Consider the following 25,336-nt stretch of genomic DNA (forward strand, 5'->3'; position numbering starts at 1 on the left):
TGGCGGCACCTATGGCTGGGCCGACAACAAATATGCCGTCTATGGCGAAGGCTCGATCAACACCGCGCTCAACCACTTCGCCGACAGCTACGCCCTCAAGGGCACCGTCGGCTTCAAGGTCAAGTGGTAAGGCGCAAACCCGTCTTCCAAAAAGCAAAGCCCCGGTTCCAGCCGGGGCCTCTCCTTGAACCAAACAGGGAAGGAGCAGGCCGATGGCGCGTCTGTTCTCACGGGCGAATTTCCACAATCTTGTCTGGTCGCTGCCACTGGCAGAACTGGCCGAGCGGCTTGGCATCCCCGCCTGGCGTATCCGTAACCTGTGCCGCTGGTATGTGATGCCGATGCCCTGTGAACAGTACTGGAAAAAAGCCTTCAGTTGGCCCTTCATTTATAGATGCTGGCATCGCTGACGCCGTGCTTGCGGCAAAGCTCCGAGACCGGGGCGTGTCAGCCTCGTACTCCTTCAAAATGCCGATGATCTGTTCGTGCGTGAAACGAGTGCGCTTCATTCCCTAGCCCTCTCAATGGGCCGGGGCTTACTTCAAAATGGATTATTTCAACGGGGCAAGGTCAGAGGATATTGTCGCGGAACGTTTTCTCTAATCAATGCAGAATCGACGACGAGAGTTGGTCACGGTAGTGCTTCCGCTAAGAACAACGTCATCGGCTGCACCCGTGATTCCAGCGGAAAACAGGCCTTGCTGCGGGTGGCTCCCTTGCCAACATCGACCGCGCCAGCCACCTTTAACTGCGAAAAGGCGGGCAAAAATTCGGCATGGTCAAAGACGCCACCGCGCCGAATGTCGGCTGCCGTTTCATTGTCGTTGATTCGAAGTAGTCAGCAGTGAAGTTTTACGAGCGTCTCGGTCTTACGCTGCTGGATACAGCCGCAAATAAAGCCAGCGAACAGCCAATGATGTATCCCGACATCCTTAAGGCCTAAAGCGCCAGTATCATCTGTTCGATTTCCAGAAATATGCGGTTAGAGCTATCAGCGAACTCTGCATATTTCGGTGCAGCCAGGCTTCAGTTTCATCTCTTCGATACTCGCGATAAGTCCAGCAATCACCTTTCTCGGTTCATCCAAGTCATCGACAATTTTATCACCGATCTTTACTGTTAACCTACACCCTGTTTACTCTTGGAAGGCAACCGCAGCCCGCACCATTTGATCGAAGACATGCAGCGGTGATGGTGTGCGCGGCGGGGTTAGGCTGAACCGAACTTGATAAAAGTTCTGTTTACCAGCCGCGACGAGCTCAGGAAGCACATAGCCAATTATACCGTCATCCGGTTCCACCCAAATTAAATAGTCAGTTTGATCTGCGGTGTCGAGCCACTGAAAGCAGTCCATATCACCCCAGTGAAATCCCAGAGAATGTAAAAGGTTCCAAATCTGCATGCCTGAACTGCCCCCCATTTCGACCGGACATGTCGGCATAAGCAGAAAGGCTCAAGCACAGGCTTGGGTATAGGCTTATGTCTAACGCGTATCGACACGTTGAATTGCTGACAGGTGATGTCCGCCGCAGGCAGTGGACAACCGAGCAAAAGCTGACGATCATTGAGCAGAGTTTCGAACCAGGCGAGACGGTATCTTCGACCGCTCGCCGTCACGGCGTTGCGCCCAATCTGCTTTATCGGTGGCGCAGGCTCTTGAGTGAGGGAGGTGCTGCAGCCGTGGATTCTGACGAGCCGGTGGTCGGCAATTCTGAAGTGAAGAAACTGGAAGATCGCGTCCGCGAGCTGGAGCCCATGCTCGACCGTAAGACGATGGAGGTCGAAATCCTCCGCGAAGCACCTTCCAAAGCGGACTCAAAAAAACGGATATCCGGCCGATCTTGTTGCCGAAGGACGGTCCGCGATGAAGGCCGTCGCAGACACGCCAGGTGTCTCCCGTTTCAACCTCCTCGAGCGGCTGAAAGGCGAATCAAAGCCGCGTGGGCCTTACCACAAGGTCGAGGATGCAGAGCTTCTGCCCACCATCCGCAGGCTGGTGGACCAAAGGCCAACCTATGGCTATCGGCGGATCGCCGCGCTCCTCAATCGCGAAAGGCGGGCCGCCGATAAGCCTGTCGTCAACGCCAAACGGGTCCATCGCATCATGGGCAACCACGCCATGCTGCTGGAGAAGTATACCGCCGCTCGCAAGGGCAGCATCCATGACGGCAAGGTCATGGTTATGCGCTCCAATCTGCGTCGGTGCTCGGACGGTTTGGAGTTCACCTGCTGGAATGGCGAGGTCATTCGTCTCGCCTTCATCATCGACGCATTCGACCGCGAGATCATCGCCTGGACGGCGGTTGCCAATGCAGGCATTTCCGGCTCAGACGTGCGTGACATGATGTTGGAGGCGGTCGAGAAACGCTTCCATGCAACACGAGCCCCGCATGCTATCGAGCATCTCTCTGACAATGGCTCGGCTTATACCGCGCGGGACACGAGGCTGTTTGCTCAAGCACTCAATCTGACGCCCTGCTTCACGCCGGTGGCCAGCCCGCAGTCGAACGGAATGTCCGAGGCATTCGTTAAAACCCTGAAGCGGGACTACATCCGTATCTCGGCACTACCGGACGCCGAAACGGCGCTCCGGCTCATCGATGGATGGATTGAAGACTATAATGAAATTCATCCCCATTCCGCGCTCAAGATGGCTTCCCCTCGGCAGTTCATCAGGGCTAAATCAATCTAGCCGACGTGTCCGGTCGAAATGGGGGCAGTTCATCGAGCACTATAACAATCTTCACCCGCACAAGGCTTTAGGATATCAATCTCCACGAGAGTTCCTGAGCAGAAATGCTCAATCCTGAAAATGTCCAGTTTTTAAGGGGCAACTCCAATCAGGCCACGCCGGGTCAATTCTCAGTGGCTATCAACAAAGGAATCATAGTGCTCTGCTCCCTTAAAACTGGACCGTTTATAATGAGAGTTTTCCGCGCTATTTTCCTGGCTGGGAGAAGGAGTGGAAGGCATGAAAGCATCGAAGTTTTCGGACGCTCAGAAGGTGTTTATTCTCAAGCAGGGAGATGACGGCGTTCCGGTAGCGGAAATCTGTCGCAAGAGCGGGATCAGCCAGGCAACTTATTTCAACTGGAAGAAAAAGTATGCGGGTCTGCTGCCTGATGAGATACGGCGGCTGCGCGCCTTGGAAGAGGAAAATACGCGGCTGAAGAGGATTGTTGCAGACCTCACGCTTGATCGGGAGATGTTGCAGGATGTGATCCGCCGAAAACTTTAAGGCCTGCGCGGAAACGTGATCTGGTGGCGGGAATGCTTGCTGATTGGGGAATATCGATCCGACGGCTTGTGCAGCACTAAGCTTCGAAAGATCGACTATCAATTACAAGTCCCGCCGCACCGTGCAGGCCGCTGTTGAGACGCGGATCAAAGAGATTTGTGAGACCCGTGTGCGATACGGTTACCGTCGCGTACACGTCCTGCTTCGTCGCGAGGGCTGGACCATCAACATGAAGAAAACACGTCGAATATACAATGAGTTAGGACTTCAACTCAGGAATAAACATCCGAAACGTCGTGTCAAGGCCAAGCTGCGTGAGGATCGTCAACAAGCGATCGGGCCGAATGATGTTTGGGCGATGGACTTTGTGCATGATCAGCTGGCAACAGGAAAGAAACTTCGGATTCTGACTATTGTCGATACGCATTCACGCTACTCGCCGGCAACCGATCCGCGCTTCAGTTATCGTGGTGAGGATGTCGTTCAGACACTTGAGAAAGTGTGTCGTCGTGCTGGCTATCCGAAGACAATAAGGGTTGATAATGGAAGTGAGTTTATTTCGCGTGACCTCGATCTGTGGGCCTATGCCAACAAGGTCACGCTGGACTTCTCCCGACCCGGAAAGCCGACGGATAACGGGTTCATCGAAGCCTTCAACAGTAAGCTTCGCGCCGAGTGCCTGAACGCACACTGGTTCTTAACGCTTGAAGATGCGCGCGAAAAGTTGGAGAATTGGCGTCGACACTATAATGAGGATCGTCCTCACTCGGCAATCGGATATAACGTGCCGATTGCCTTGCATAATCCCGATGGCGTCATCAGCCCGCCATTGGCATAAGAGCCGGAAAATTCTAATTCCCGGCGGTCCAATCTTGGGGCGCAGTGCAAGAGCCGGAAAATTCTAATTCCCGGCGGTCCAATCTTGGGGCTCAGTGCAAATAGGTAGAAAATTCCAATTCTGAATGGCCTAATTTATTGGGGGCACCTCAATTATCGTAGCGTTAACTCCAACAGAGCATCCTCGTACAAAGACTCGGCGATCGAATGTTTAGATAAAATAATATCGCTGGCCAATTCGCTGAAACTTGACGACAGGCTGGGAAATGGCAGCTTGGTAACGCAATTCGCATTCCACAATGACCAGCCCGTCCCGTTACTTATTAATGACGAGTGCTTCACATCATAATAGTCGCCATTGCCCACTAAAGCTACCCCTTCGCAACCATTCATAGATGCAACTAAGTGATGATGAAAACGAGTAGTGTACCACCGTTGGGTACGCTTTAAAGGCAGACCATGATTAATAGTATCCATAGCATTAAAAAAGAACTTGTCCGGGATGTAATCGGCAAGCATCATATATGCTGCTCGATCTTCCCCCGGAATAGCCTCAACATACCCAACAGAAACATGCTTGGTACGATAACGCTTGATGCGTTCCTCAACCGCTTTCACTGCACGGTAAAAAAAAACATCATCTACTTGGTCGCGCTGAATGCATACCATTATAGATGGAATCTCCCGACCTGCGAAACCCGTGTGAGGTGTGTTTAAACTCAGGTATGCGTCGTCATAGCCCAAATTTACATTAAGTCCGTTTGCCGACTTTTCATCTCTCACCTCGACGTAATCGAAGTTGCCTACGATACTGTTTATAAAGTCTACCGGCGCTACTGGTGGATACAACCCTGCTCCTGTCATGTATATACGGCAGTTTATGAGTTCTTTTAACGCTCCCGCAGCACAAAGAATGCCAATATTTCTTCGCCATATTCCATTAATGTACCCGCCACCTACAATGTGGATTACGTTGACATCGCGTAGTTTAATTAGAGCTTCGTCAAATCTAGGCGATCCAAGATGCTTTATCTTCTGACAGACGTTAGAGAGGTATCCTTCAATGTCATCAAAATTACTCTCTGTTACTAATCTCCACAATACGTTTGTCACTCTAATATTTCCTAACGGGAAATAAAATGCAACATTAGTCGGGAACGGAACGTCAATCCAGATTTCTGCATCCCGAAACTTTTCGAGAAGATAATTCACCCAATTCTTAAGAATGAGCTCATCTCCATAATTTGGATAGCCGGCGGCGGAAACCAAGTATATAATCAAACTATTGATTCCTTTTTAACGCGACAGCGTTATTCTCTGCAATATTAATGAGACCAATCTCGACTACTCGCTCAACATCGTTCAAGCGCGTATGAAGATTGTGAATATTCCTGTCAGATTCTTGGATAAGTTGAATTATAGCATTTAATTGCTCATCCCGATGGGATTTTTTTTCGAGCAATGACCTGCGCAGCAAACTGAATATATACTTCAGACTTGCTTTACAAAAACCGCAAAAACCAAGACGAATACTGTTGAAATATGCTCTTCGAAGAAATGACCTGTCATATTTTCCGTTCAGAGCCTCCTCAAATAGATCGGGCCGACTACCGAGCATCCATACGAGTAATTCTACCGTCTGTCGGTCACATTCCTGCCCTGAACAAAACAGTCTTATGTTGGATTTTTTATGCCTTAACAACTCTGCCCTTGCGGAATTATAAAACTCTCTTGCATACTGCCTAGACAACGTCTGACTCACCCACGAGACGTGCCCTACAAGCCAGCGAGCCGCTTCCTTGCTGTATAGATTTCCATCGTCGCGATCTGCTATAAAAGCCATTATTAACTCGTGCTGATAGAAGACACCAAGGAGTTTCTCTCCTCCAGATAGCATAGTCTGGCCAACACGATTTCTTCTATGGAAGCATAAAACTTCATCGATAATACTAACTCTTCTTGCAGCTATGGTGACAAGCCAATGAAAATAATTATCTTCAAAAAAATGCGCACATTCATGAAACGCTATACTATTGTCCTCAATTAGACGCCTACGGTATATTTTCCGCCAAGGTACAGGAAGCAATCGCAAGATATCAACCTTGTCATGTGCAGACTCCAATTCTATCGATCGAGAAGCACAAACAGTTTGCCATGAATAGTCATGAGCCGACGTTCTGGCTCTCGTATCTGTGTCAAACTCCATGAAACTGCAAATGGCTATGTCAGAATCATATCGCTTTGCAGATAAGTATAGTTTCTCAAACATAGTAGGATCATAAACGTCGTCGCCATCTGCGAACCCGATATACTCACCTTTGGCCATCTTGAGGCCGATGTTCGCTGGCGTGGCAACCCCACCAGGAGAGTTGTTATCCAATAAGACCGGCCTAATTCTGCTGTCCGCAGCAGCATACCTTCTAATAATATTGGTTGTGCCATCATTGGATCCGTCGTCGACTATTATGATCTCTATATCACTTAGAGTTTGATTGATAATACCATCCAGGCATTCACCTATGTAATCTTTTATGTTATATGATGTAACAATAACGGAAAGCAGTGGATTCATTCTAGTTAACCTCATTTCTTACGATTAATGAGTATACTTTGCTATACAGGTGACGATCTCGATGAAATATTACCTGAAGATAACGAAGATCATATTGTATCAATAACTCCCTCGCCTTTCGTTTGAACTCATCTTTGTGCTCAGCCACAATATTGGAGTAGGCCCAAGATATGAGATTCAATGAAAACTCTATATATGTAGGAATCGCGAAATGATAGTTGGGATTTGAACAAATATAAATGTAAAGCCCCCTCAGTGCGTCGATTGACTGGAAACGTAAGGTAGTTTTATTATTTGTAGCGCTACTTCCATCTGGATTAGAATAATAATCACAGATAGGAATCTTATTTATCAGAACGTTATCTGCATTCAATAATATTTTCCAATGAGCAATTATATCCTCGTGAAGGCGAAGGTTACCGAAGGAAAGACTTATTTCTTCTAGAAAAGACTTACGAGTTATTTTGTTCCAAGGATAGTTAGTGAGGCTTAGAAGCTTTGGAAAGTCGACCGGGCGCACTTCACCCTTAGGTGCCAAAACTAGCGCGTCAAATATTGCTTTATCTGAATCCCACATTCCAATTCCGGTTTTCTGAGATCCATAGATTATATTGTATGGTAAAATTGCCACATCGACGTTTCTATCAATGAGCAATCTAATTGTTGTATCAACAGCATTTGGTCTCAGTATGTCATCGCCGTCAAAAAAAAGAATGAAGCTCCCACGCGCCTGCGAGAGACCTCTATCCCGACTTACCCCCGGGCCGCTATTATTCTCATTTACAAGTATTCGAATATTATTCTTGGATTTTTGTTTTATGAATTTCTCGATTTTCTGTACTGTGCCGTCTTCAGACTGATCGTCAACTATGATTACTTCGAATGAAGAGTTTATGTTCCTATATAGCGAGTTAAGCGTTTCGATGATCGTCTTGCTGACGTTAAATGCAGGTATTATCACAGACAACGAAGGTATTTGCATCTACGGTCAAGCCCCATTTTCGATACAGATGCGGTGATTAATCGAGCGTGTTATACTCGTCATTGCCAGACAGAAAGGGATGATATTTGATGACCATTCGATTGTGATTGTTTTTTAATAATTGAGGATTTCGTTACATTTATTGAGGGCTTATCGGAGCACGGGCTGTGAGCACGTGCCGCAGCCAGATCAGAGGGTCGACGTCACAGGCATAGCCTGTCAGTATCAAACTATAGATCACTGCGCTGGCCCTGGCTCCGTCAGCAGTGTCGCTGAACAGCCATGATTTCTTCTGGTCGCAAAAACTCTGATGCCACGTTCCAGAATATTGTTATCGATCGGCATCTGCCGTCGCTTGTGTAACGCGTCAGGTAATCCCATTGGTTCAGGGTGTTGGACACAGCATCGCCGAGCTTGGTATCCGGTACGACCTTCGGCCTGATGCCATCGAGCCAAGTCTTTAGAGCCTGAATCATAATGAACGCAACGATATCAGGCTTTTGCGATCCTTCGCGTGAGGAAGCGGATATTTGCGATGTAGATCCACGCTTCAGAGGAAGCGATGGTTTTCTCGAAGTCTTTGGCCAGTCTGCGACACCGTCCCAGCCATGCAAATGTGCGCTCGACAACCCATCGGCGCGGGAGTAGTTCGAAACCTTCAGCGCGATCGGACCGCTTAACGATTTCCAGCGTAAACTTCCCGACCTTTTCCAGCTTGCCTTTGAGCTTTGGTCCTGCGTATCCGCCGTCAGCAAAGATATGTCGTTGCCACGGCTATCGTTTGAGAATGGTTTTCAAGACATCCGGCGCGCCGTCTCTGTCCTGAATGCCCGCAGAATGGATCACGAGACCAACCATCAGGCCGAAAGTATCAACTACAACATGACGCTTACGGCCGTTGATCTTCTTCCCCGCATCAAAACCTCGTATTCCGCCGCTTTCCGTGGTCGAAGCATGCCAGCCGCATGGGCAATCAAGTGGCACAAACTGTGTATAACCCGTGCCTTTCCCTTTTTCAAAAAATATTGATCGTTATAATCAATTCTGACTGGAATGACACGTATGCGTGAAGCTCGCTAATAGAGTTGAAGTGTGGGGCTACATGTCTTGGTTGCAGACACTGCCTAGCTGGGGCGAAGTACATGAAGTCGAAGATGGCGGGATTATGCGTGCTTTGACAGGCGCGAACCAAATCAAATTCACAACACCCGAACCATTCGCACTTATTCTCACAACACCACAGCCACGACGCGAGGTAGCCGTAGGCACTAACCGCACGACCGTTTTCGATGCACCTGCCGGTGGGATCGAACTCATTCCAGCTAGTACCGACATGTTTGCGCGCTGGCACGCACAAAAAGAGTGCATTCTAACTACGATAACTCCATGCAGACTCAAGCAATTGGCAGGTTTGGAGTTTGGCTGCGACGATATTGACTTGATCCCAACACAGCCAGGAACTACAGATCCCGTTTCGTCAGCAATCGCTAAGCTTATGCATCAGGAGTTTATCCGTCCTGAAGGACCGAGTGCGAATGCGATGGAGCCCCTGAACGTCTTATTCTGGCTGCAGATGTTGCGCGCCCGCTCCTCCATTACTGTGCAGCAAAGATCGATGCGCCACCAGGGTGGTCTCCCCCCGCTAGTTGTGCGCAGAATTGAGGAGTTCATCGACACCAATATCAGTAGCTCTCTGGCCATAGACACGCTCGCAGTTATTGCCGGTTGCTCGCCGAGCCACCTCGTGCGAACGTTTCGGAAAACAAAAGGTATACCCCCGCATCAATTTATATTGCAGCGGCGTTTGGCGCACGCGAGACAAATGATCAAAGACAATCAACTTGAACTACGCACTATCGCGGCACTTTGTGGTTTCGCCAGCCAGAGCCATATGACATCTCTTATGAGAAAATATTGGGGAGTAACCCCTAAGCAGCTCCGTCCATAGCTTTTTACGCTTAGTCTCCTTTGATTCGCGAGCATCAGACTGTTTTCGAGCCAGTGAAGAACACGGTCCCAGCGGACATGATACTGATCGCTTATGCCAGTAAATCTGTTCTTACTGTCACTCAACCACGGCAACTGTGCTGGCAAAACATGCCGAGATAGCCTTGTTGGCACCGAGACTTCTAGCCCATCTTGCTATTTGAGGCGCTTCTCCCTTCTCGGCGATACCGCCCCAGACATCCTTGAATACGTTATCACCAGTTGATGAGTCGAAGAAGAAATAGCCGGGATCAGAGACAGGAGTAAAAGCATGGACAATAGTCCAAGTGCCTGAACGCATAATGGAATCGATATCGATTCTTGAAGACTTCACGTTACCTTCGACGCTTTTCGCAATGAGTGGAGCAAATTGTATTTTTAGGTCAAGCGTAAGACGCTGATCGACCGTCGCACAAGGATCAGCTGCGTAAGACGTCAACGGAAGCGCTGTTACTAGCAGTGTGGCCAAGGCTGCGTGAAGGGGGCGGAACATTGGTAGGGCTTTCTTTATTTGTACTCGCTCGAATAAATCGGTCACTTTAAGTTTGATCAGCAAACGACGAAGTTTGGAGTGAAGTTCATACTGAAACTAGTGGCTGTGCATTGGCAGGATTTTCGCCGGCCAACTGCGAGTTGGAAAGGCTTAGTTTTCGTAAAACCCCCAGTGGTTTCCCGCCCATTCGAAATAATATGAACGCCCGGGATACACTTCATAGTCATACTTTACACCGCGCGATGAAGTGTAATAGATAACGAATTTATCGCATCCGCTCACCACCGTTGAACTCCCTGTCCAAACAGAGTAATTTACCGGATTGCTTTCGTTTCCATCTGCATACTCGCAAGTGACCGAAAACGGAAGCAAAACACTTCGCCCTCCATCGTTTATCGCACTAATTCGCGCACTACCTGCAAGTGCGATCGAATGCATTGCGCCCAATGCCACCGTTGTCAGCGATGCGACAGCGATCAACTTAACGCGACGAGAAGCTGTCATTTCTAATCCTCACTATAATACGAGTTACAATCGACTAAACCCGACAAGGTAAATCGCAGTGACTTATCTGACTAACGATAGTTTGCGCAATATTTTGGCGCATCCACACCGCTCGCAGCACATCCTTGCCGGATCTCCTCAATCATCATGTTGCAACTATTTTCAACATTGCATGGGGGATGACTGGAACCCGACATGTCGAGACAGCGATCTACGATTTCTTTGGCCTTCTGGAGGCCAATTGCCTGACTGCATGCCCCTTGATCCATACTTCCGTGCGACGACGTCTGTTTCTGCGCGGATCTGAGCGGAACTGTGCTTTTTGCCCCATTCGTACGGGGAACGCAGGAAAGATCGCCTTCCTCGCAGTCCATCTGCTGGCGCAAGTCAACAACACGTTGTGCAGTAAGAGCCGCTACGCAACTTGCCGTCAGCGAAGGCGCGACCGATCCATCAGCATAAGGCGCCACACGAAATGTGCATTCCTTGTCTCGAAAGCTGATCCACGCTCTCTGGGCATCGCGAAGGCGTTGCTTGTCAGCATCGGATAGCTCGTGTATGAGCGATTGGTAAAGCTTGTTTAATGTGGAATCCGCTGCTTTTTCGTCATCACCAAAACAGGCGGTGATTTCACTTTGTGTCTGAAGTGTATCGCAGTTGTCGGCACGCGCTTCCGTCACGGCACCGACGCTGAACATATAGGCAGTCATTATTATCCCGGACAGGAAAAGACCACGCCAAACCATTGGCTTCATGCTTAAATACCCTAACCTATATCGGAGTCTCCTCCAAATACCGCCATTCGCACACATGCATGTCGCTTCTTGATGCGTCTTCGCAGAGACGCCATCCATGCAGATAAAAGTACTGGCAATCTTTAACGGGGCAATATCAGGATCTTGATCTTTATAATAAAATCACCCTATTCCCAACGTAGCTCACAGTATTCAATTAGCTATCCCGGCGCTTTTTTATATAGGGCTGATTAGTAAACTCTGAATAGAGCCATCATGGCGATCACGACTTGCAACACGATAACGGTTCGATGGAGACTATAGGGATGCGGAGCTGGAGAATTCAATTTGCTGGTTTGCTGTTCGCAGTCATGGGTCTGAATACCGCCGCCATGGCAGCTGGACCCGACATGGGATTCGATGTCACCATCGCGCTGTCCGATAAAGCGGCAGCAAAGTTGGCCGCTGACCATGAAACGATCATTGCCTTTGCCAGCTACTATGGTGATCCGAAGAAGAGTGCCGCAAATCATGTCAATGAAATCGGGCTGATCAGTCTTTCTCCAAGTGATGAAACAGTCGAGATTGTCGGCACGGGCCAAAAGGTGCACATTTCGGGCGATAAAGTGGAAGTAAAGCGTATCGATTGGGTGAATGGACCAGTTAAAGTCAATCTGAACGTCGCGTCAGGTCGCAAGTCTGGACCGGACAATATTCTGAGTTGCGACTTCATTGACGGCGCTCTTTCGCAAGTGCGAAAGAGGCCCATTACGCTGCACTGCTCGCTTATCTCTGAAAACGTCGAGACGAAGCTTTTTCCCTGAACTCTTCCGACCAATGCCCTTCGCGAGCAAGGAGATTTCGCGTTTTTTACGACTAGCTGCCTTTGTTTGCGGCGCGGTTGCCGCGACCGCCGTATCCGGCTGCCAGACACTAGAGAAAATGGAACGGGAAAGCTATCAGCGAGCCTGCGACAAACTCGGCATCAAGAGTGGAACACCGACGTATGACGTGTGCAGACTAAAGCAGCAACGCATGGACAACGATGACATTGAGCGGCTCCTAGACCGTTCGACTGAAGAGCGTATCCTGCAGAAGCCGTATACTAATTTTGTCTTCGCTCGCTGTGCCGAGGTGATATCATGATCAGGCTCGTTTTCCTATTACTAGGCGCACAAGCCCTCAAGCCAATGTGGTGGATCCTGGCAACTGCCGGTGGCATCTGGATACTGTTTGGTTTTGGTATTCTCTATGATCTCGGCGATGGTAGACTTTCAGTTGTGCTCGACACGCTGGCGATATTCCTGATCATCGAAGGCGTGGTTGAAATTACGGCCGCCTGCGCACGTGGCGCTGGGGTCCACTGGATTGACATCCTCCGCGGCATGGCATTCTTGTTTGCCGCATTTGTTGTGTTCGATGTGCCCTGGGACAATAACATCGCCGCATCAATTCTGTTTGGTCTGGCATTTCTTACCGATGGCCTGTTCCGGATGGCATCGGCCTTTGTCGTCCATAGCAAGCGGTGGCGTGTAGGTATCACAGCAGGTCTGATCGAGGTCGGCCTTGCCGTTATGATCCTCGCATCAAAACCCCTTCCTCATCGTCTCACCGTTCCTTTTTGTTTTGCTCTCCTCCTCCTTACATCCGGTTATGCATTGCTGCGCATGGCGGTTCAGTTACGTGCACTTCCCGACGGAGCCTCCGTCACAGCCCTGCCGCTTTACATGGCTCGTAACTGGCAGGGTGGAAATTCTCGGTCCACATTGATAGAACGGGGCCAGAATAATTTCGATAACAATGGCATTCTCAATGTCTATGTCTGGACAGCAATCGGCTCGGTAACCGATCCCGAAAGACGAATATTGATTGATCGGTACGTTGCCGCCGTCGACAAAAAGGGCGTGATCTCGACTGGCCATAGTGCACTGGAGATGCCTCCTGATCTTTATATAAGTCACTACCCTCTTGACGACATTGACCACAGGCCGGACGATTTTCGCGCCCTTCTCAATGCTGGCCATCAAAATGATGTGGCGGGACGATTCAATGAATCCCTGGCAGCGGAAGCTGCTGCATGGTGCATGCCGGATCAGAAAATTACCTTTACACGCTTCAATCCTGAAGCGCTTGGCGTGTTCTGGAATGCCTATTCTCAGGACAGAACCTATAATCTGACCGCGCGCAACTGCTCGACGACGGTTATCCAGGCACTGGATGCAGCACTCGAAGGTTCATCCTTTACCGGAAGGCCCTTGCGTGATTTTCTTCGCATTGTAAGTGATCCACATTTCTGGATGATGCGTATCATACGCGGACGGGCAGAAGCCATGACTTGGACACCAGGAATGGTCCTTGACTACACGCGTCTACTCTTTCAGGTGGTTGAACGCAGCAACCGCCGCTGGCGCAGGAAGCTGAAGGAAGCATTCCGCGACCGAAGCCGAGTGGCAGGACAACACGTTCTGCCACAAGGCGAACGGAGCGAAATGTGACCAGACCAGATATGACCACATTCGTTGTTATTCTGACCGCCGCCATCTTTGGCCTTACCTATGGTCTGAGCGCACCATTGATCGCACTTGAACTGGTGGACGCAGGATATTCGGAAACCATCGTCGGAGCAAACAGCGCCATGCATGCTATCGGCGTTTTGCTGATAGCTCCCTTTTTGCCTGGACTGTCGTTACGACTTGGTTTTCGTAAATTGGCCAAAGGGGCGCTTCTTCTCGCTGGCGTTCTTTTTACTCTTTTCCCTGTCGTGCCGGTATTTTTGCTGTGGTTTCCATTACGCGTGGCTCTAGGTGCCGCTTCGGAAACCCTGCTGGTGGTTTCTGAAACTTGGCTCAACCAGATCGCAAGCGAGGCCAAACGGGGTCGCACAATTGCGATTTATGTCGCTGCACTATCAACGGGCATGGCACTGGGCCCGGCAATACTAGCACTCGTTGGCCGTCAACAATCCCTTGCCTTTCTCATCGGAGCGGGCCTTGCCCTGATAGCCTGCCTCGCTCTAGTTCTGGGCCACCCTCGCGACGTCATGCCCGAACCAGATGACAGTGGTAATCCCTTCCGTTATCTGAAAGTAGTCCCAGTTGCAGTTGCAGCAGCGGCATTGAATGCCGGTCTGGAAACGGCAGGACTGAGCCTCCTGCCCGTTTATGCCGTCAATCTTGGCTGGCCCGAAAAATCAGCAACGATTCTCCTCACTATTCTTCTGACCGGTTCCATTGTTTTGCAACTACCCATTGGCTGGCTTGGGGATCGCATGAGCCGTCCCATGCTCATCATATTCCTCGCTTCGTTTTCTGCATGTAGCGCAATGATCTGGCCGATCGCGCTCGCGCACTCCTGGTTTGCCTATCCGCTCCTTTTTGTCTGGGGCGGGGCATTTGCGGGCATCTACACAATGGTGATCGCAGCGCTGGGTGATCGTTACAACGGTGGAGAACTCGTCAGCATCTATGCGTTGCTTTCCGTAGCATGGGGTACAGGAGCACTCTTTGGTCCGTTGCTTGGTGGCCTCGCGATGGAATATTCCTTGCATGGACTGGCAATCCTTGCTGCCATTTCCTGCGCGTCATTCGCAATTTTTGCTACAATTCATGGAGAGAAAAGGCAACCATCTGGCAGATTGGGATCGTCTGAACTGGAATCATGAACAAAATCGACCTGTCTATATTCTAGCGATTATTATATATGACGAGTATTAATCAATCTTATCAGAGCATTTATCTGATGTCAGATAACGATCAAAATATTAGATTCTGACCAGATTATATCTGATTGCAGAAAACATGATTGCGATTGCCGGATAATTTCGCGAGATGACATTAACGCGGAAATTGGGGATACTTCGTGCAATCGGTTGTCAGCAATAGCAGAGCTTTACAAGCTTATATACTTACGGTCGACGCCGACGATGGAGCGCGGCGCAAGAGTTCGATGCAGACATGGGCGGCGACTGGAATTTCCCATCAGTTTATTCAAGGCTACACTACGGAAGAAGTTTCGTCGTCCGACTATAATGGGCTGACCAATTTCTTCCGTTATAAGCGTCCTCTGACAACCGGTGAAATTGCCGTTTATAAAGGACACCGTAAAGTCTGGCAGCGAATTGTCGAGGATGGGGTTTACGTTGGCTTAGTTCTTGAAGACGACGCCATGATCATCGACAATGAGCACTTGAAGACATTCCTAACCGATGTGCTATTGCAGCTAGATTATAGAAGCTGGGATATCATCAAACTTTTCAACTTCACGGCCAAGAATGTCATCTCAACCAGACACGCTGGAAATTCCAAACTTGTATGCCATAAACGACCGGCCAATGGTGCCGTAGGCTATCTTATTAATCCGCAAGCAGCAAAACGGCTGCTCTGTAGGAAGCGAGTATTCCGGCCCATAGATGAAGACCTATCTCACCCCTGGGAACTAGGTCTCCGGGTCTGGTCCGCCTCTAAGAACCTTCTGTCCGAGGTAAGTCACGAACTAGGTGGTTCGTTGCTTGAAGACGAACGCCATCTGTTAGATGCAGCCAGTCGACGACGAACCATCAGATTTGCGGCGAAGCGAAACATTCTTGAGCTCGAAAAGCAACTTCGCTCAACTCTATATGCGCGTAAGATCCTGGCCGACGAACGGAGCTTGGTGGATGGCTGGTCTTGAACGCATTCAGCAACGGGAATTGCGCCGTTCATTTTTCCTGCGATTTAGTAGTATATCGAAGGTTTGTATTCTTGTTATGCTGGTCGCATCTGGAATCCGTGCTGTACACGTGATTGCGAACGGCAATTTTGATGAAGTTATTCCAGGTATCATTTATCGCTCGGCGCAGCCTGATGCCGCTGAAATCAAGTATATAGTGGAAAATTTTGGCGTAAAAAGCATTCTAAATCTTCGCGATGAAGCTAAGGGGGATTGGTACCGTGAAGAGGCAGCTGCAGCACAGCGCGCAAATGTCCAACTGATAGATTTTCCTATCAGCTCTGGTCACACACTATCAAAAACGGATCTGGAAAAATTGATTGCCATATTAAATGGCGCGCCCAAACCGATGCTTGTGCATTGTGAGCACGGTGCAAATCGCACTGGCCTAGTGTCAGCAATTTTTGTGAAGTTGACTGGCTTTGGAAGCTGGTTAGCAGAGCTTCAATTATCTCCTTACTATGGACACGTCCCAATACCTGGCATTGGTCGCTTTGCGATGCAAGAATCCTGGGAGTTGTTCAAGAGAACCCAAAACTAAATGATGTCAAAGCAAGGTAAGGTCAAGATTATAGCAAAAGTCAAATTGGCCTAGATAAAATAATGACACATTCTTCAAACCGGAATTATAGGGCCGACATCGACAGTGCTCTTCGTCTGAAGCGCACATCAGAACGTGTTTCCGCCTTTATTTCCGGAAATTCAATAACGAGAGAAGAGAGTCCTGCACTCATTTCGTCGACTTATGAGGCACTCCTCAGCCTCTACTTCCACAACAAGGCGTACTTATAGAAAATGGCGAAAACTGTCCTTATGTACCATCAAATCGCCAGCGTTCCGGAAATTGGCGCACCCTTTCGCGGGCTCAACGTCGCACCTGAAAATTTCAAATCCCAGATGATGTGGTTAGCCCGGCTTGGTTACCAGGGATTGTCGCTTAGGGAACTCGCTCCGTATATAAATGGCGAAAAGCAAGGTCGTGTCGTCGGTATAACGTTCGATGATGGCTTCGAAAATGTCCACAAACACGCGCTTCCTATTCTCAGTGAACTCGGCTTTACCGCCACCTGCTTTTTCGTAAGTGGCGAGATTGGGGGCTATAACCGATGGGATGAGGCTATAGGAATTCCGCACACACCTTGCATGTCGACAACGCAGGTTCTGGAATGGGCGCGAGCGGGAAATGAAGTTGGGGCACATACTGTTGACCATGTTTCTCTCACCGACGTCGACCCGTTAGAATCGTTCAGGCAAATAAAGCGTTCAAAGCTACAACTGGAGGATTTGACGGGCCAGCAGGTGCGATCCTTTTGCTATCCTTATGGTAATGTCTCGCGCAACATCCGAGATATGGTCGCCAAAGCGGATTTTCGGCTCGCGACAACAACACGCAAGGCAAGAGCGTCTGCTTCAGACGATCCTCTCCTTCTTCCTCGACGTAACATTCGGCATTGTAATGGATGGATAACAACGCTCCGGAAAGCGGCGTTCGGATGAAGTCTATGGAGCACGCGGATTGTCATACTTCACAAAAACGAAGGATCGCCGTGGGTACGGTGACACGCAACCGACCGCAAATGCTCGAAAGGCTTTTGTTGAGCTATAGCAATTTGAAGCTGCCAGAAAACGCCTGCATCGATTTTGTCATCGTTGAAAACAATTCGGTTACAACTTTGACCGAGATAATTCGGAAGTTTGCCGATCAAGTAACAAACCATAACGTTACGTATCTAATTGAGCCCGTGCTGGGGATCGCAAGCGCCAGAGATCACGTTCTCCGTTTTGCTACCGAGAACAGCTTTGATATTCTGACATTTGCGGATGACGACGAGGAAGTTGACGAGCATTGGCTGGTCGAGTTGCTAAAAGAACGTGATTTGCATGATCTCGACATTGTAGGCTCGCCGGTCCGATTGGCGCCGCTGAAGCCGTCCTACTCCTGGTGGCAGCGAATGGTCTGGGCCGCTGTCAATGACAACAATCAGCGCGTGGAAAAACGCTGTATCAAGCGGCGTAATGAAGGGCGAGCCGATGCTCTGAAAATTGCGACAGGCAGTTGGATGGGAAACCTTCATTTCTTCCGCAAGACCGGGCTAAGATTCAACACCGCCCTTGGGTTGGCAGGAGGAGAAGATTGGCGTCTTTATGAGGATGCGAAAAAATTGGGGGCCAGAACCGGTTGGACTCCTCATGCTATTGCATATGAGACTCTGCCTGCCGCGCGCTTGTCGCTGGCATATTATTACCGCAGGGACCGAGATCACGCCTGTATGGTCTTTATTGAACGGTATCGAAAGGATCCTTTTATGTCCTTACTTCGGCTGTTTGGATCAATATTCGTCAGAATTTATAAGACCATTATAGCGCTCTTTATGCTTCCGTTCCGCCCCAAGCGGGCGCTTTTGTCATGCGTTTATCATATCGGAAGTTCCATAGGATTAATTCGCGCATGTCTGGGAATAGAATCACATCATTACCTGAAAACTGATGGAAGTTGACTGATGATGTTCGACCGCACCGAAATGATTTACCAAGATGTTAACACACGAAGAACCAAGGGATTTGTTGCGATAATTTCAGCCGAACAAAGCGTGGTGAAATGCTGGACGCAACTATCAGCTCTCTACCGGGGAGTGTGATGCTGACAGCGACTTCAGCATTGATGTCGAGCATGGATCGTATCCGTCGTTGGACACGGCGAAAATCTCCTCGATGGTGTTGTTCGTGTATTTCCTTAACGGATGATGATGAGCTTGCCACCTTATCGCAATCAGTTCTCAGCAGCACATTGCATGATTGCAATCCAATTGGTCTGGCTGCCGTCCATTGTGATTTTCTTTGGGCCGCAATGCCTGGCCTCCCCCTTCCGGATAAGCCAGCTTTCAATAACCTCTACTTGAAAAACTGAAAGGATGTTGCATATGTTTCGCTTGATACTACCTTCGGCTTTTGTTGTAGCGAGTGTTCTGTCGGGTTGCCAGACGCTCGATGATTTGGACCGGGAAGCTTATCAACGCGCTTGTGATAATCTCGAAATTCCACGCGGCACGTCCGAATATTCCCAATGCATGTTGCAGCAACAGCAGATGGACAATGAGAATATTCAGCGCTCCATAGATCGCCAGACAGAAGAGCGTCTTATCAAGAGGTTGTAGCAAACCGGCGTGTACATCGTGCACGCCGATCTCACTGAAATGAATAAACTCCCCATGAGACAATGAGATTATTTAAACCGAAAACCCTGTTTGCTGCGTTTTTGATTTTGCCATTTTTTTTTAGCGCGGTGAGCAATAGCCTGGCACAGCAACAGGCCACCCCATCCGTACCGTTGATCGCCGGGGTATATGTCAGCGCGCCTTTTGTAACCAAGGACGGCCAGAGTTATTCCGGCATGGCTATCGAGCTATGGGAAAAAGCGGCCAAGGCCCTCGGCCGTCAATATGAGTATCGCGAATATCCCTCTTTTGAAGCCCTGATTGCGGCAGTCGAAAGCGGCGAGGTGCAAGTCGCGATATCGAACCTTACAATCACGAAAGAACGGGCGGCTCGAATCTTGTTCTCGCAGCCCTGGTACGATGCTGGCCTGAGAATAATGGTCACCAAAGAGAACGGCGGTGGTTTTTGGCAAGTGATCAGCGGTCTTGAACAGGCAGGCCATTTGCGCGCCATGCTGTGGCTTGTGTCATTCATCGTCATCGCGACGGTTTTTCTCGCATTTTTCTATCGCAGGTTCGACGAAACCTTTCCCCGTCAGTGGCATGTCGGATTGGCTGAGAGCTTCTATGAAGTCATGTCAGTTGCGACTTCTGGAAAGATTACCCGGCCTAATGTTCTTGGCTGGCTGGGCCGCATTTCTGGGGGGCTTTGGATGGTGTGCGGTGTGGCGGTCATTGCCTATGTCACATCGTCCGTTTCAAGTGTGATGACCGCGCTTTCGCTCACGCACCAGATCAACTCGGTTGCGAACCTGCCCGGACGAACAGTTGGTGTTCTTGGTGGCAGCGTGGCAGAGATCTATGGTCGTGAGTTACGCCTTGATATTCGAAGCTATGAAAATACCCAAGACGCTGTTGACGCTCTTCGGAATGGAGACATTGAGGCGATAGTCGGGGATGCGCCAGTGCTTGAATATTACGTGCACTCAAATCCGCACAGTGCACTGTCGGTCGTCGGCCCGATTTTCCATCCTGACAAATATGGTTTCGGCTTTCGGCACAATGATCCCATCGCTCATGAGGTGACACTGCAGATCCTGGCGGAACAGGAGACAGGAGAACTTGGCGTTCTCCGTCGCAAATATTTCGGAAACCAATAGTAATAATCGGAGAAGGGTAATGATCAGAACCATCGTGGCGGCAAGTGTCGCACTTTCTGGAACAATGTTTGTGCCGCAATTTGTGGGGGACGCACGGGCCCAGACCACAGTTGAATGCCGCTCCCGCAATTATCAGTATGATGAGTGTTACGCAGGCCCGCTTTCCAAGCCGCAACTCATTCACCAGATCTCTGGGTCGCCCTGCATTCTTAATAAGACTTGGGGCTATAACCCGAACAGCAGATATGTGTGGGTCGCACAGGGTTGCTCCGGGGTCTTTGCAGACGTAAGTGGTTATCACCATGGTCGAGGGGATGGTTTCGATCCGGGTGCCCGGATGTATGACCATCGGGGACATGATGTTGGCGCCGTTGCCGCGGGAGCCGTGCTTGGCGCAATTATCGCCGGCGTGGCGGAAGATGACAAACACAAGCGTCATCACACGGCCAGCAACTATCGCGATGATGGCGGCTATAATGATTGCCACGGTATTGGATGCACAGTGGATAATCCCGATGACGAAATAGATGATCGTCCGCAGTACGACAAAAACGGCGAACCGAACTTCGATACAGAGGGTAACTATATCGGTTGTCACGGAATCGGGTGCCTGGTCGATGATCCGGACAATCCGGACTAAACAGCGGCAAATACGTGAAACACGGTCAGCTCAGATCAGTTAATCACAGTATTGCTGACTCCTTGGCGAGAGGGGGCAGCCCAGGGCTGTCCGTAAACGACCTTTGCGGATAGGGTTGTACTGGACGGCCAGTGCTTCCGCGCCTATGTCGAGCAGCAGTTGGTGACGGTGCTCAAGCCAGGCGACATCGTCGTCTTGGACAATCTCGGCAGCCACAAGTCCGCAACCATCCGTCAATTGATCAAAGCCGCCGGTGCGCGGCTCTGGTTCCTGCCGCCCTATTCGCCGGACCAATCCGATCGAACAGGCTTTCTCCAAGATCAAACATTGGATGAGAAATGCACAAAAGCGCACCGTCCACGACACATGGCGGCATATTGGTAGGCTTGTCGAAACCATCCAACCCGCCGAATGCCAAAACTATCTCGAAAATGCCGGATATGGTTCTGTAAAAAGATGAAACGCTCTAACGTAGAATTTCGCCCCCTCCCGCAAACGACCCCACGTTCACCCACCAGTGAGTGAAGAAAAACAGAGTATCGTTATTCGCGGAAGATTTTTTTTGAGTAAGCGTTCGCTGCGGACCACTTGTGTCTTAGCTTGACGTCTTGAAGTTCCACGGAAGCAGGTCATCGAGGTGGCTTTGGGGATGTCCGCATGCGATGGCGGTCAGCGTGGCCTTGAGATAGGCAAAGGGTTCGACGCCGTTGATTTTACAGGTTTCGATCAGTGAAGCGATGCGCCCCCAGGCGATGCCGCCTTCGTCGTAACCTGCAAAGAGCGCGTTCTTGCGGTTGAGAGCGATGGGCCGGATGAGATTTTCGACCCTGTTGGAGTCAATCTCTACGCGACCATCTGTCAGGAACGTTTGCAGGCCGTCCCATTGGTTATGGATATAGGCGAGCTTTTCTCCCAGACGGGATTTGGCGGATACCTTGCAACGCTGTGTCTGAAGCCATTCCCCGAAGGCCGCCACCAGGGGCGCGGTGTGGGTCTGGCGGGCGGAGAGGCGCTGACCGGGTGATATGCCACGGATATCAGCCTCGACGGCATAGAATTCGGCGATCCGACGCAAGCGGCGGCGATCCCGGAGCCGTCCCGGTCGAATATCTCCTTCAGTTTGCGCCTTGCATGTGCCCAGCAATGGGCCACCTGAACGGGACTGCCACCCTTGCGAGAGGGTTTGGTCAGCCGATTGTAGCCCTGATAACCGTCGATCTGCAGGATGCCGTCAAAACCGCTCAGGATGGTTTCCGCATTCTCGCCTGCGCGACCTGGGGCGTAGAAGTAGACCACGCCGGGCGGGTCCTCTCCGCCCCATGGCCTGTCATCGCGAGCCAGTGCCCATAGATATCCGGTTTTGGTTGTTCCACGCCCCGGATCCAGCACTGGGGCGGTGGTTTCATCCATAAACAGCTTTCCAGATCGCTTCAGATGATCGGCCAGCCGGTCAACTACGGGCCTTAGATGGAACGCGGCCTTGCCGACCCAATCGGCCAAAACGGCCCGGTGCAGATCAAGTCCTGCTCGTGCCAGGATCTGGCTCTGGCGATATAATGGCAAATGGTCCGCATACTTGCTGACCAGAACATGGGCCAGTGTTGCTTCCGTGGGCAGACCACCGGTGATCAGATGTGCAGGAGCCGGCGCCTGGGTCACCCCGTCGGTGCAGGTCCGGCAGGCATATTTTGGCCGCACTGTAACGATGACACGCAACTGCGCCGGCACGATGTCCAGCCGCTCGCTTCGGTCTTCACCGATCTTATGCATCACGCCACAGCCGCAGGGGCAAATCAGGCTGTCCGGTTCGATAATTTCTTCAATACGCGGCAATGTGGCAGGCAAATTGCCGATGGTGCGTCTGGCTGCGGGCCTGGTCGTCCCGTCGCCCGCTTTGGCGGCACGCGTTTCCTTCTCTGCCTCCACTTCCGCAAGCGCGATAGATAGATCATCGAACGCCAGCTGTCGCTCGTCTTCTGACAGCTTTTCCGACCGCTTTCCATGCAAGGCGTGATTCAGTTCGGCAATCAGGTGCTCTTGCCGCCGGGTGATGTCTTTCAGCGCCGCAACCTCTTCCATCAATGCCAGAACCGCCGCGCGTTGCGCAGCAGGAATGGCGGAAAGATCAAGGGCGGGAGCAGTCTGCATCAGACAAAGCTATCACAAGACGCCAGCAAAAACACGTAAATCCAGATACTTGATTCATTCTGCCGCAGCTGGCGTTCTGGCTTCCAGAGCCTTGACCTTGCGCCAGTCGAGCCCGGAAAAAAGTGCCTCGAACTGCGCATGGTTCAACGTCATCAACCCGTCTCTGACGGTAGGCCAGGTGAAGCTCGTATCCTCCAGCCGCTTGTAAGCCATCACCAGCCCGGTACCGTCCCAGTATAGCAACTTCAATCGATCGGCCCGGCGTGAACGGAACACAAATACTGTGCCTGTAAACGGATCCTTGCGCAGAACCGACGACACCAGTGCAGCCAGCCCGTCATGCCCCTTGCGAAAGTCTATGGGCTTCGTCGCAACCATGATCCGCACCCGGTTGGAAGGGAATATCATGGGCAGGTAGCCAAGGCCTGCACCACTGATGCGATCCGATCCGCCGAAGCGCCGGTCTCCAGACGAATGACCACTGAGCCTGCGACGATTTCCGGGCGTGAGGGAACATCAACATCAATGCACGCTGCTTTGGTCGACCCAACCATTAAGGTTGCAAACTCCACCGGACCCTCTGGCGCAGGCAACACCAGATGCCCCTTTCTCGCAAGAGTCCGCCACATCGATACATGATTTGCAAGCAAACCGTGCCGACGCGCAACAGAACTCACCGTAGCGCCAGGCAGCAGCGTTTCTGCCACAATACGCGCCTTCAAATCATCCGGCCACTTTCGGTTCCCACGGCTTCCGCCACCAACTGGTAGAACCTCCAATGTAGTATCCATGGAGAAACTCCGTCCTGATCATCTCAAAATCTAATGAGACAATTAGAACTGTAATTGGAAGGTGGGGGGCAGCGTACGCTTACCATTATCCCGTCGCTGACAGCAGGCCAGATGAAGCTCGTATCTTCACGTCGCTTGTAAGCCATCACCAGTACGCTACCGTCCCGATAAAGCAGCTTCAATCGATCCGCCTTACCAGCATTACCCGCAGCCAAAACTGCCCAACCGCCTTTAGCCGTCAATAAAATACTGTCACCTCATCAGGCGGTTCTATATACCGACTTTTTCAATGCAATCCACGCCAAAAACCTCTTGGCAAGAGCCTGCATTGGCAACTCAAAATAACGAAAAGAAAGCGTCGATAGGATCAGGGCGATCATCATGACAAACAATCCTGTCCAAACCAGAGAATAGCCAGCTGCGATTGCGCGTGGAAATACAAACAATATTATTGGCGTATGAAACAAATAAAGAGAAACACTGATATTTCCCAGCCAAAGGAATATTTTCGATGAAAGCAGCTTACCAGTTAATTTTGACTTCTCAATAACATCAACAGATAGAAACGGAACAAACGCCATTAGATAAAATGCATCAAAAATAGTACCAACATCAAATAAAACGCCATACATCATAACAAAAAGCAGAATTATTGATGATAGCTCACAAAACCAGTCCATCATATACGATACTAACTTAGAAATCTCATTCTGGTGGCGATACATAAGTCCACCGATAGCCATCCCTCCGATTCCGCGATACATCCCGACACTTAAAACAAAATCATTATTATGCGCAATCATCGTTCCGCGATCAAAAGAAAATACTATAATATAAGATACTGCAACAATAAAGAGCACAATCAATGTCGGAAACCTAAACATCAGAAATAAAATACAGGCAGAGAGCCAAAATTCGACGGATATGCTCCAGGCCGGCTCGTTCAATACCTTCGCATCGCTAAATCCCGTTGCGACTAGAAATGTAACATTCTGCAGAAATTCAGATAACGATAACTGCACCCCCGAGGGAACATACAGAGAGTTGGTCTTGTTCAATAAAATTACAACAAACGCGCAACACGTAGTCGTTACATGAAGTGGCCAGAGACGAAGAAACCGCTTAAGAAAAAGCAGTAGATAGCTATCACCACCGGTCGACGCTACACTGTAGAGAACGAATCCAGAAAGCATGAAAAAATAATCGACTGCCAAGAAAGCCCCTACCAATGGGCGATCGTTACTCCAGCCAAAAACACTCCCTCCGATATGAGAAGCAGCTACCGACAACGAGAATACGCCTCGCAATCCGTCAAGATAGGGAATTCGTCCTCGTACTCCGCTCATTAGCGTGTCCATCTTTGTACGGTGTTATTTATCGTTCTCAACC

22 protein-coding genes and 8 pseudogenes are annotated in these 25,336 nt (G+C 50.1%); 16 read left to right on the top strand and 14 right to left on the bottom strand.

The features are described from left to right. The first annotated feature begins 212 nt into the window (after positions 1–212). Entirely contained in the window at positions 213–410 is a 198-nt protein-coding gene (locus tag AC0TOF_RS13360; protein ID WP_473768626.1) for a hypothetical protein, read from the top strand. On the opposite strand, the pseudogene AC0TOF_RS13365 reads toward AC0TOF_RS13360, so the two are convergent. Beyond that, positions 388–509 (bottom strand): annotated as a pseudogene (locus AC0TOF_RS13365) (transposase); the annotation flags it as partial. The gene AC0TOF_RS13360 and the pseudogene AC0TOF_RS13365 overlap by 23 nt on opposite strands. Before the next feature lie 626 nt (positions 510–1,135). Beyond that, the gene (locus AC0TOF_RS13370) at positions 1,136–1,402 is read right to left on the bottom strand and encodes a hypothetical protein (RefSeq protein ID WP_473768627.1); all 267 of its coding nucleotides are present in this window, start codon (positions 1,400–1,402) and stop codon (positions 1,136–1,138) included. Positions 1,403–1,479: 77 nt separating this feature from the next. Here AC0TOF_RS13370 and AC0TOF_RS13375 point away from each other — a divergent pair. From AC0TOF_RS13375 to AC0TOF_RS13385, 3 genes and pseudogenes are all read left to right on the top strand, one after another. After that, positions 1,480–2,692, top strand: a protein-coding gene (locus tag AC0TOF_RS13375) for an IS3 family transposase (RefSeq protein WP_473768628.1) whose coding sequence is annotated in 2 segments (ribosomal slippage) — positions 1,480–1,826 and positions 1,825–2,692 — 1,215 coding nt in all. Because the reading frame shifts where the segments join, the coding sequence is not laid out codon by codon here. A 34-nt stretch (positions 2,693–2,726) separates the two neighbouring features. Further along, positions 2,727–2,810, top strand: a pseudogene (locus tag AC0TOF_RS13380) (hypothetical protein); the annotation flags it as partial. A 161-nt stretch (positions 2,811–2,971) separates the two neighbouring features. Then, positions 2,972–4,076: pseudogene (locus AC0TOF_RS13385) on the top strand (IS3 family transposase). Positions 4,077–4,228: 152 nt separating this feature from the next. Here the strand turns inward: AC0TOF_RS13385 and AC0TOF_RS13390 are convergent. The 5 genes and pseudogenes from AC0TOF_RS13390 to AC0TOF_RS13410 form a co-directional block, all read right to left on the bottom strand. Continuing rightward, positions 4,229–5,356: a polysaccharide pyruvyl transferase family protein gene (locus AC0TOF_RS13390; protein WP_473768629.1), complete on the bottom strand. Its 1,128-nt coding sequence runs from the start codon at positions 5,354–5,356 to the stop codon at positions 4,229–4,231. Position 5,357: 1 nt separating this feature from the next. Then, complete coding sequence (locus tag AC0TOF_RS13395) at positions 5,358–6,647, bottom strand: glycosyltransferase family 2 protein (RefSeq protein ID WP_473768630.1); 1,290 nt, start codon at positions 6,645–6,647, stop codon at positions 5,358–5,360. 1 nt (position 6,648) lies between these two features. Next, positions 6,649–7,629 (bottom strand): glycosyltransferase family 2 protein, encoded by a 981-nt coding sequence (locus AC0TOF_RS13400; protein WP_473768631.1) that lies wholly within the window; start codon positions 7,627–7,629, stop codon positions 6,649–6,651. A 139-nt stretch (positions 7,630–7,768) separates the two neighbouring features. Beyond that, positions 7,769–8,105: pseudogene (locus AC0TOF_RS13405) on the bottom strand (IS66 family transposase); the annotation flags it as partial. Positions 8,106–8,121: 16 nt separating this feature from the next. Continuing rightward, positions 8,122–8,577, bottom strand: a pseudogene (locus AC0TOF_RS13410) (IS5 family transposase); the annotation flags it as partial. Between the two features lie 118 nt (positions 8,578–8,695). Between AC0TOF_RS13410 and AC0TOF_RS13415 the strand changes: the two are divergent. Continuing rightward, the gene (locus AC0TOF_RS13415; protein ID WP_473768632.1) at positions 8,696–9,577 is read left to right on the top strand and encodes a helix-turn-helix transcriptional regulator; all 882 of its coding nucleotides are present in this window, start codon (positions 8,696–8,698) and stop codon (positions 9,575–9,577) included. 117 nt (positions 9,578–9,694) lie between these two features. Here AC0TOF_RS13415 and AC0TOF_RS13420 read toward each other — a convergent pair whose 3' ends face one another. Both AC0TOF_RS13420 and AC0TOF_RS13425 read right to left on the bottom strand, forming a co-directional pair. Further along, on the bottom strand, positions 9,695–10,171 hold the full coding sequence (locus AC0TOF_RS13420) for a hypothetical protein (RefSeq protein WP_473768633.1): 477 nt from the start codon (positions 10,169–10,171) through the stop codon (positions 9,695–9,697). A gap of 512 nt (positions 10,172–10,683) precedes the next feature. After that, complete coding sequence (locus tag AC0TOF_RS13425) at positions 10,684–11,322, bottom strand: lysozyme inhibitor LprI family protein (RefSeq protein ID WP_473768634.1); 639 nt, start codon at positions 11,320–11,322, stop codon at positions 10,684–10,686. A gap of 314 nt (positions 11,323–11,636) precedes the next feature. Between AC0TOF_RS13425 and AC0TOF_RS13430 the strand changes: the two genes are divergently transcribed. The 7 genes from AC0TOF_RS13430 (at position 11,637) to AC0TOF_RS13460 (ending at position 18,551) form a co-directional block, all read left to right on the top strand. Beyond that, positions 11,637–12,170, top strand: coding sequence for a hypothetical protein (locus AC0TOF_RS13430; protein WP_473768635.1), 534 nt, complete (start codon positions 11,637–11,639; stop codon positions 12,168–12,170). Between the two features lie 318 nt (positions 12,171–12,488). Further along, the gene (locus AC0TOF_RS13435; protein WP_473768636.1) at positions 12,489–13,841 is read left to right on the top strand and encodes an HdeD family acid-resistance protein; all 1,353 of its coding nucleotides are present in this window, start codon (positions 12,489–12,491) and stop codon (positions 13,839–13,841) included. Beyond that, a complete protein-coding gene (locus tag AC0TOF_RS13440; protein WP_473768637.1) occupies positions 13,838–15,007 on the top strand; it encodes an MFS transporter in 1,170 nt (389 codons plus the stop codon). Before AC0TOF_RS13435 ends, AC0TOF_RS13440 begins: the two co-directional genes overlap by 4 nt. A 197-nt stretch (positions 15,008–15,204) precedes the next feature. Continuing rightward, positions 15,205–16,014: a glycosyltransferase family 25 protein gene (locus AC0TOF_RS13445; RefSeq protein ID WP_473768638.1), complete on the top strand. Its 810-nt coding sequence runs from the start codon at positions 15,205–15,207 to the stop codon at positions 16,012–16,014. Further along, a complete protein-coding gene (locus AC0TOF_RS13450) occupies positions 16,001–16,594 on the top strand; it encodes a fused DSP-PTPase phosphatase/NAD kinase-like protein (protein WP_473768639.1) in 594 nt (197 codons plus the stop codon). Before AC0TOF_RS13445 ends, AC0TOF_RS13450 begins: the two co-directional genes overlap by 14 nt. Before the next feature lie 254 nt (positions 16,595–16,848). Continuing rightward, positions 16,849–17,550, top strand: a complete 702-nt coding sequence (locus tag AC0TOF_RS13455; RefSeq protein ID WP_473768640.1) for a polysaccharide deacetylase family protein — start codon at positions 16,849–16,851, stop codon at positions 17,548–17,550. After that, on the top strand, positions 17,514–18,551 hold the full coding sequence (locus AC0TOF_RS13460) for a glycosyltransferase family 2 protein (RefSeq protein WP_473768641.1): 1,038 nt from the start codon (positions 17,514–17,516) through the stop codon (positions 18,549–18,551). The genes AC0TOF_RS13455 and AC0TOF_RS13460 overlap by 37 nt, the downstream gene beginning before the upstream one ends. A 115-nt stretch (positions 18,552–18,666) precedes the next feature. Here AC0TOF_RS13460 and AC0TOF_RS13465 read toward each other — a convergent pair. Next, a pseudogene (locus AC0TOF_RS13465) lies at positions 18,667–18,925 on the bottom strand (IS6 family transposase); the annotation flags it as partial. Between the two features lie 49 nt (positions 18,926–18,974). Between AC0TOF_RS13465 and AC0TOF_RS13470 the strand changes: the two are divergent. The 4 genes and pseudogenes from AC0TOF_RS13470 to AC0TOF_RS13485 all read left to right on the top strand — a co-directional run. After that, a complete protein-coding gene (locus AC0TOF_RS13470; RefSeq protein ID WP_473768642.1) occupies positions 18,975–19,208 on the top strand; it encodes a hypothetical protein in 234 nt (77 codons plus the stop codon). Between the two features lie 62 nt (positions 19,209–19,270). Continuing rightward, a complete protein-coding gene (locus AC0TOF_RS13475; protein ID WP_473768643.1) occupies positions 19,271–20,368 on the top strand; it encodes a transporter substrate-binding domain-containing protein in 1,098 nt (365 codons plus the stop codon). A gap of 19 nt (positions 20,369–20,387) precedes the next feature. Continuing rightward, positions 20,388–21,008, top strand: a complete 621-nt coding sequence (locus AC0TOF_RS13480; RefSeq protein ID WP_473768644.1) for a DUF3011 domain-containing protein — start codon at positions 20,388–20,390, stop codon at positions 21,006–21,008. Positions 21,009–21,128: 120 nt separating this feature from the next. Next, positions 21,129–21,468 (top strand): annotated as a pseudogene (locus AC0TOF_RS13485) (transposase); the annotation flags it as partial. 135 nt (positions 21,469–21,603) lie between these two features. On the opposite strand, the pseudogene tnpC reads toward AC0TOF_RS13485, so the two are convergent. From tnpC to AC0TOF_RS13505, 4 genes and pseudogenes are all read right to left on the bottom strand, one after another. Further along, a pseudogene (gene tnpC / locus AC0TOF_RS13490) lies at positions 21,604–23,156 on the bottom strand (IS66 family transposase). Positions 23,157–23,210: 54 nt separating this feature from the next. Further along, complete coding sequence (gene tnpB / locus AC0TOF_RS13495; protein WP_473768645.1) at positions 23,211–23,534, bottom strand: IS66 family insertion sequence element accessory protein TnpB; 324 nt, start codon at positions 23,532–23,534, stop codon at positions 23,211–23,213. Between the two features lie 26 nt (positions 23,535–23,560). Next, entirely contained in the window at positions 23,561–23,947 is a 387-nt protein-coding gene (locus tag AC0TOF_RS13500; protein WP_473768646.1) for a transposase, read from the bottom strand. 260 nt (positions 23,948–24,207) lie between these two features. Then, entirely contained in the window at positions 24,208–25,293 is a 1,086-nt protein-coding gene (locus AC0TOF_RS13505; RefSeq protein ID WP_473768647.1) for an acyltransferase family protein, read from the bottom strand. Between the last annotated feature and the right edge of the window lie 43 nt (positions 25,294–25,336).

It is taken from the genome of Ochrobactrum sp. PL_is501 (assembly GCF_055816895.1).

Excerpts from the sequence above, each read along its gene's own strand:
- AC0TOF_RS13360 (WP_473768626.1), top strand. The coding sequence starts at position 213 with ATGGCGCGTCTGTTCTCACGGGCGAATTTCCACAATCTTGTCTGGTCG.
- AC0TOF_RS13370 (WP_473768627.1), bottom strand. The coding sequence starts at position 1,402 with ATGCAGATTTGGAACCTTTTACATTCTCTGGGATTTCACTGGGGTGAT.
- AC0TOF_RS13395 (WP_473768630.1), bottom strand. The coding sequence starts at position 6,647 with ATGAATCCACTGCTTTCCGTTATTGTTACATCATATAACATAAAAGAT.
- AC0TOF_RS13400 (WP_473768631.1), bottom strand. The coding sequence starts at position 7,629 with ATGCAAATACCTTCGTTGTCTGTGATAATACCTGCATTTAACGTCAGC.
- AC0TOF_RS13425 (WP_473768634.1), bottom strand. The coding sequence starts at position 11,322 with ATGACTGCCTATATGTTCAGCGTCGGTGCCGTGACGGAAGCGCGTGCC.
- AC0TOF_RS13435 (WP_473768636.1), top strand. The coding sequence starts at position 12,489 with ATGATCAGGCTCGTTTTCCTATTACTAGGCGCACAAGCCCTCAAGCCA.
- AC0TOF_RS13450 (WP_473768639.1), top strand. The coding sequence starts at position 16,001 with ATGGCTGGTCTTGAACGCATTCAGCAACGGGAATTGCGCCGTTCATTT.
- AC0TOF_RS13455 (WP_473768640.1), top strand. The coding sequence starts at position 16,849 with ATGGCGAAAACTGTCCTTATGTACCATCAAATCGCCAGCGTTCCGGAA.
- AC0TOF_RS13460 (WP_473768641.1), top strand. The coding sequence starts at position 17,514 with ATGGATAACAACGCTCCGGAAAGCGGCGTTCGGATGAAGTCTATGGAG.
- AC0TOF_RS13470 (WP_473768642.1), top strand. The coding sequence starts at position 18,975 with ATGTTTCGCTTGATACTACCTTCGGCTTTTGTTGTAGCGAGTGTTCTG.
- AC0TOF_RS13475 (WP_473768643.1), top strand. The coding sequence starts at position 19,271 with ATGAGATTATTTAAACCGAAAACCCTGTTTGCTGCGTTTTTGATTTTG.
- AC0TOF_RS13480 (WP_473768644.1), top strand. The coding sequence starts at position 20,388 with ATGATCAGAACCATCGTGGCGGCAAGTGTCGCACTTTCTGGAACAATG.
- tnpB (WP_473768645.1), bottom strand. The coding sequence starts at position 23,534 with ATGGTTGCGACGAAGCCCATAGACTTTCGCAAGGGGCATGACGGGCTG.
- AC0TOF_RS13500 (WP_473768646.1), bottom strand. The coding sequence starts at position 23,947 with ATGGATACTACATTGGAGGTTCTACCAGTTGGTGGCGGAAGCCGTGGG.
- AC0TOF_RS13505 (WP_473768647.1), bottom strand. The coding sequence starts at position 25,293 with ATGAGCGGAGTACGAGGACGAATTCCCTATCTTGACGGATTGCGAGGC.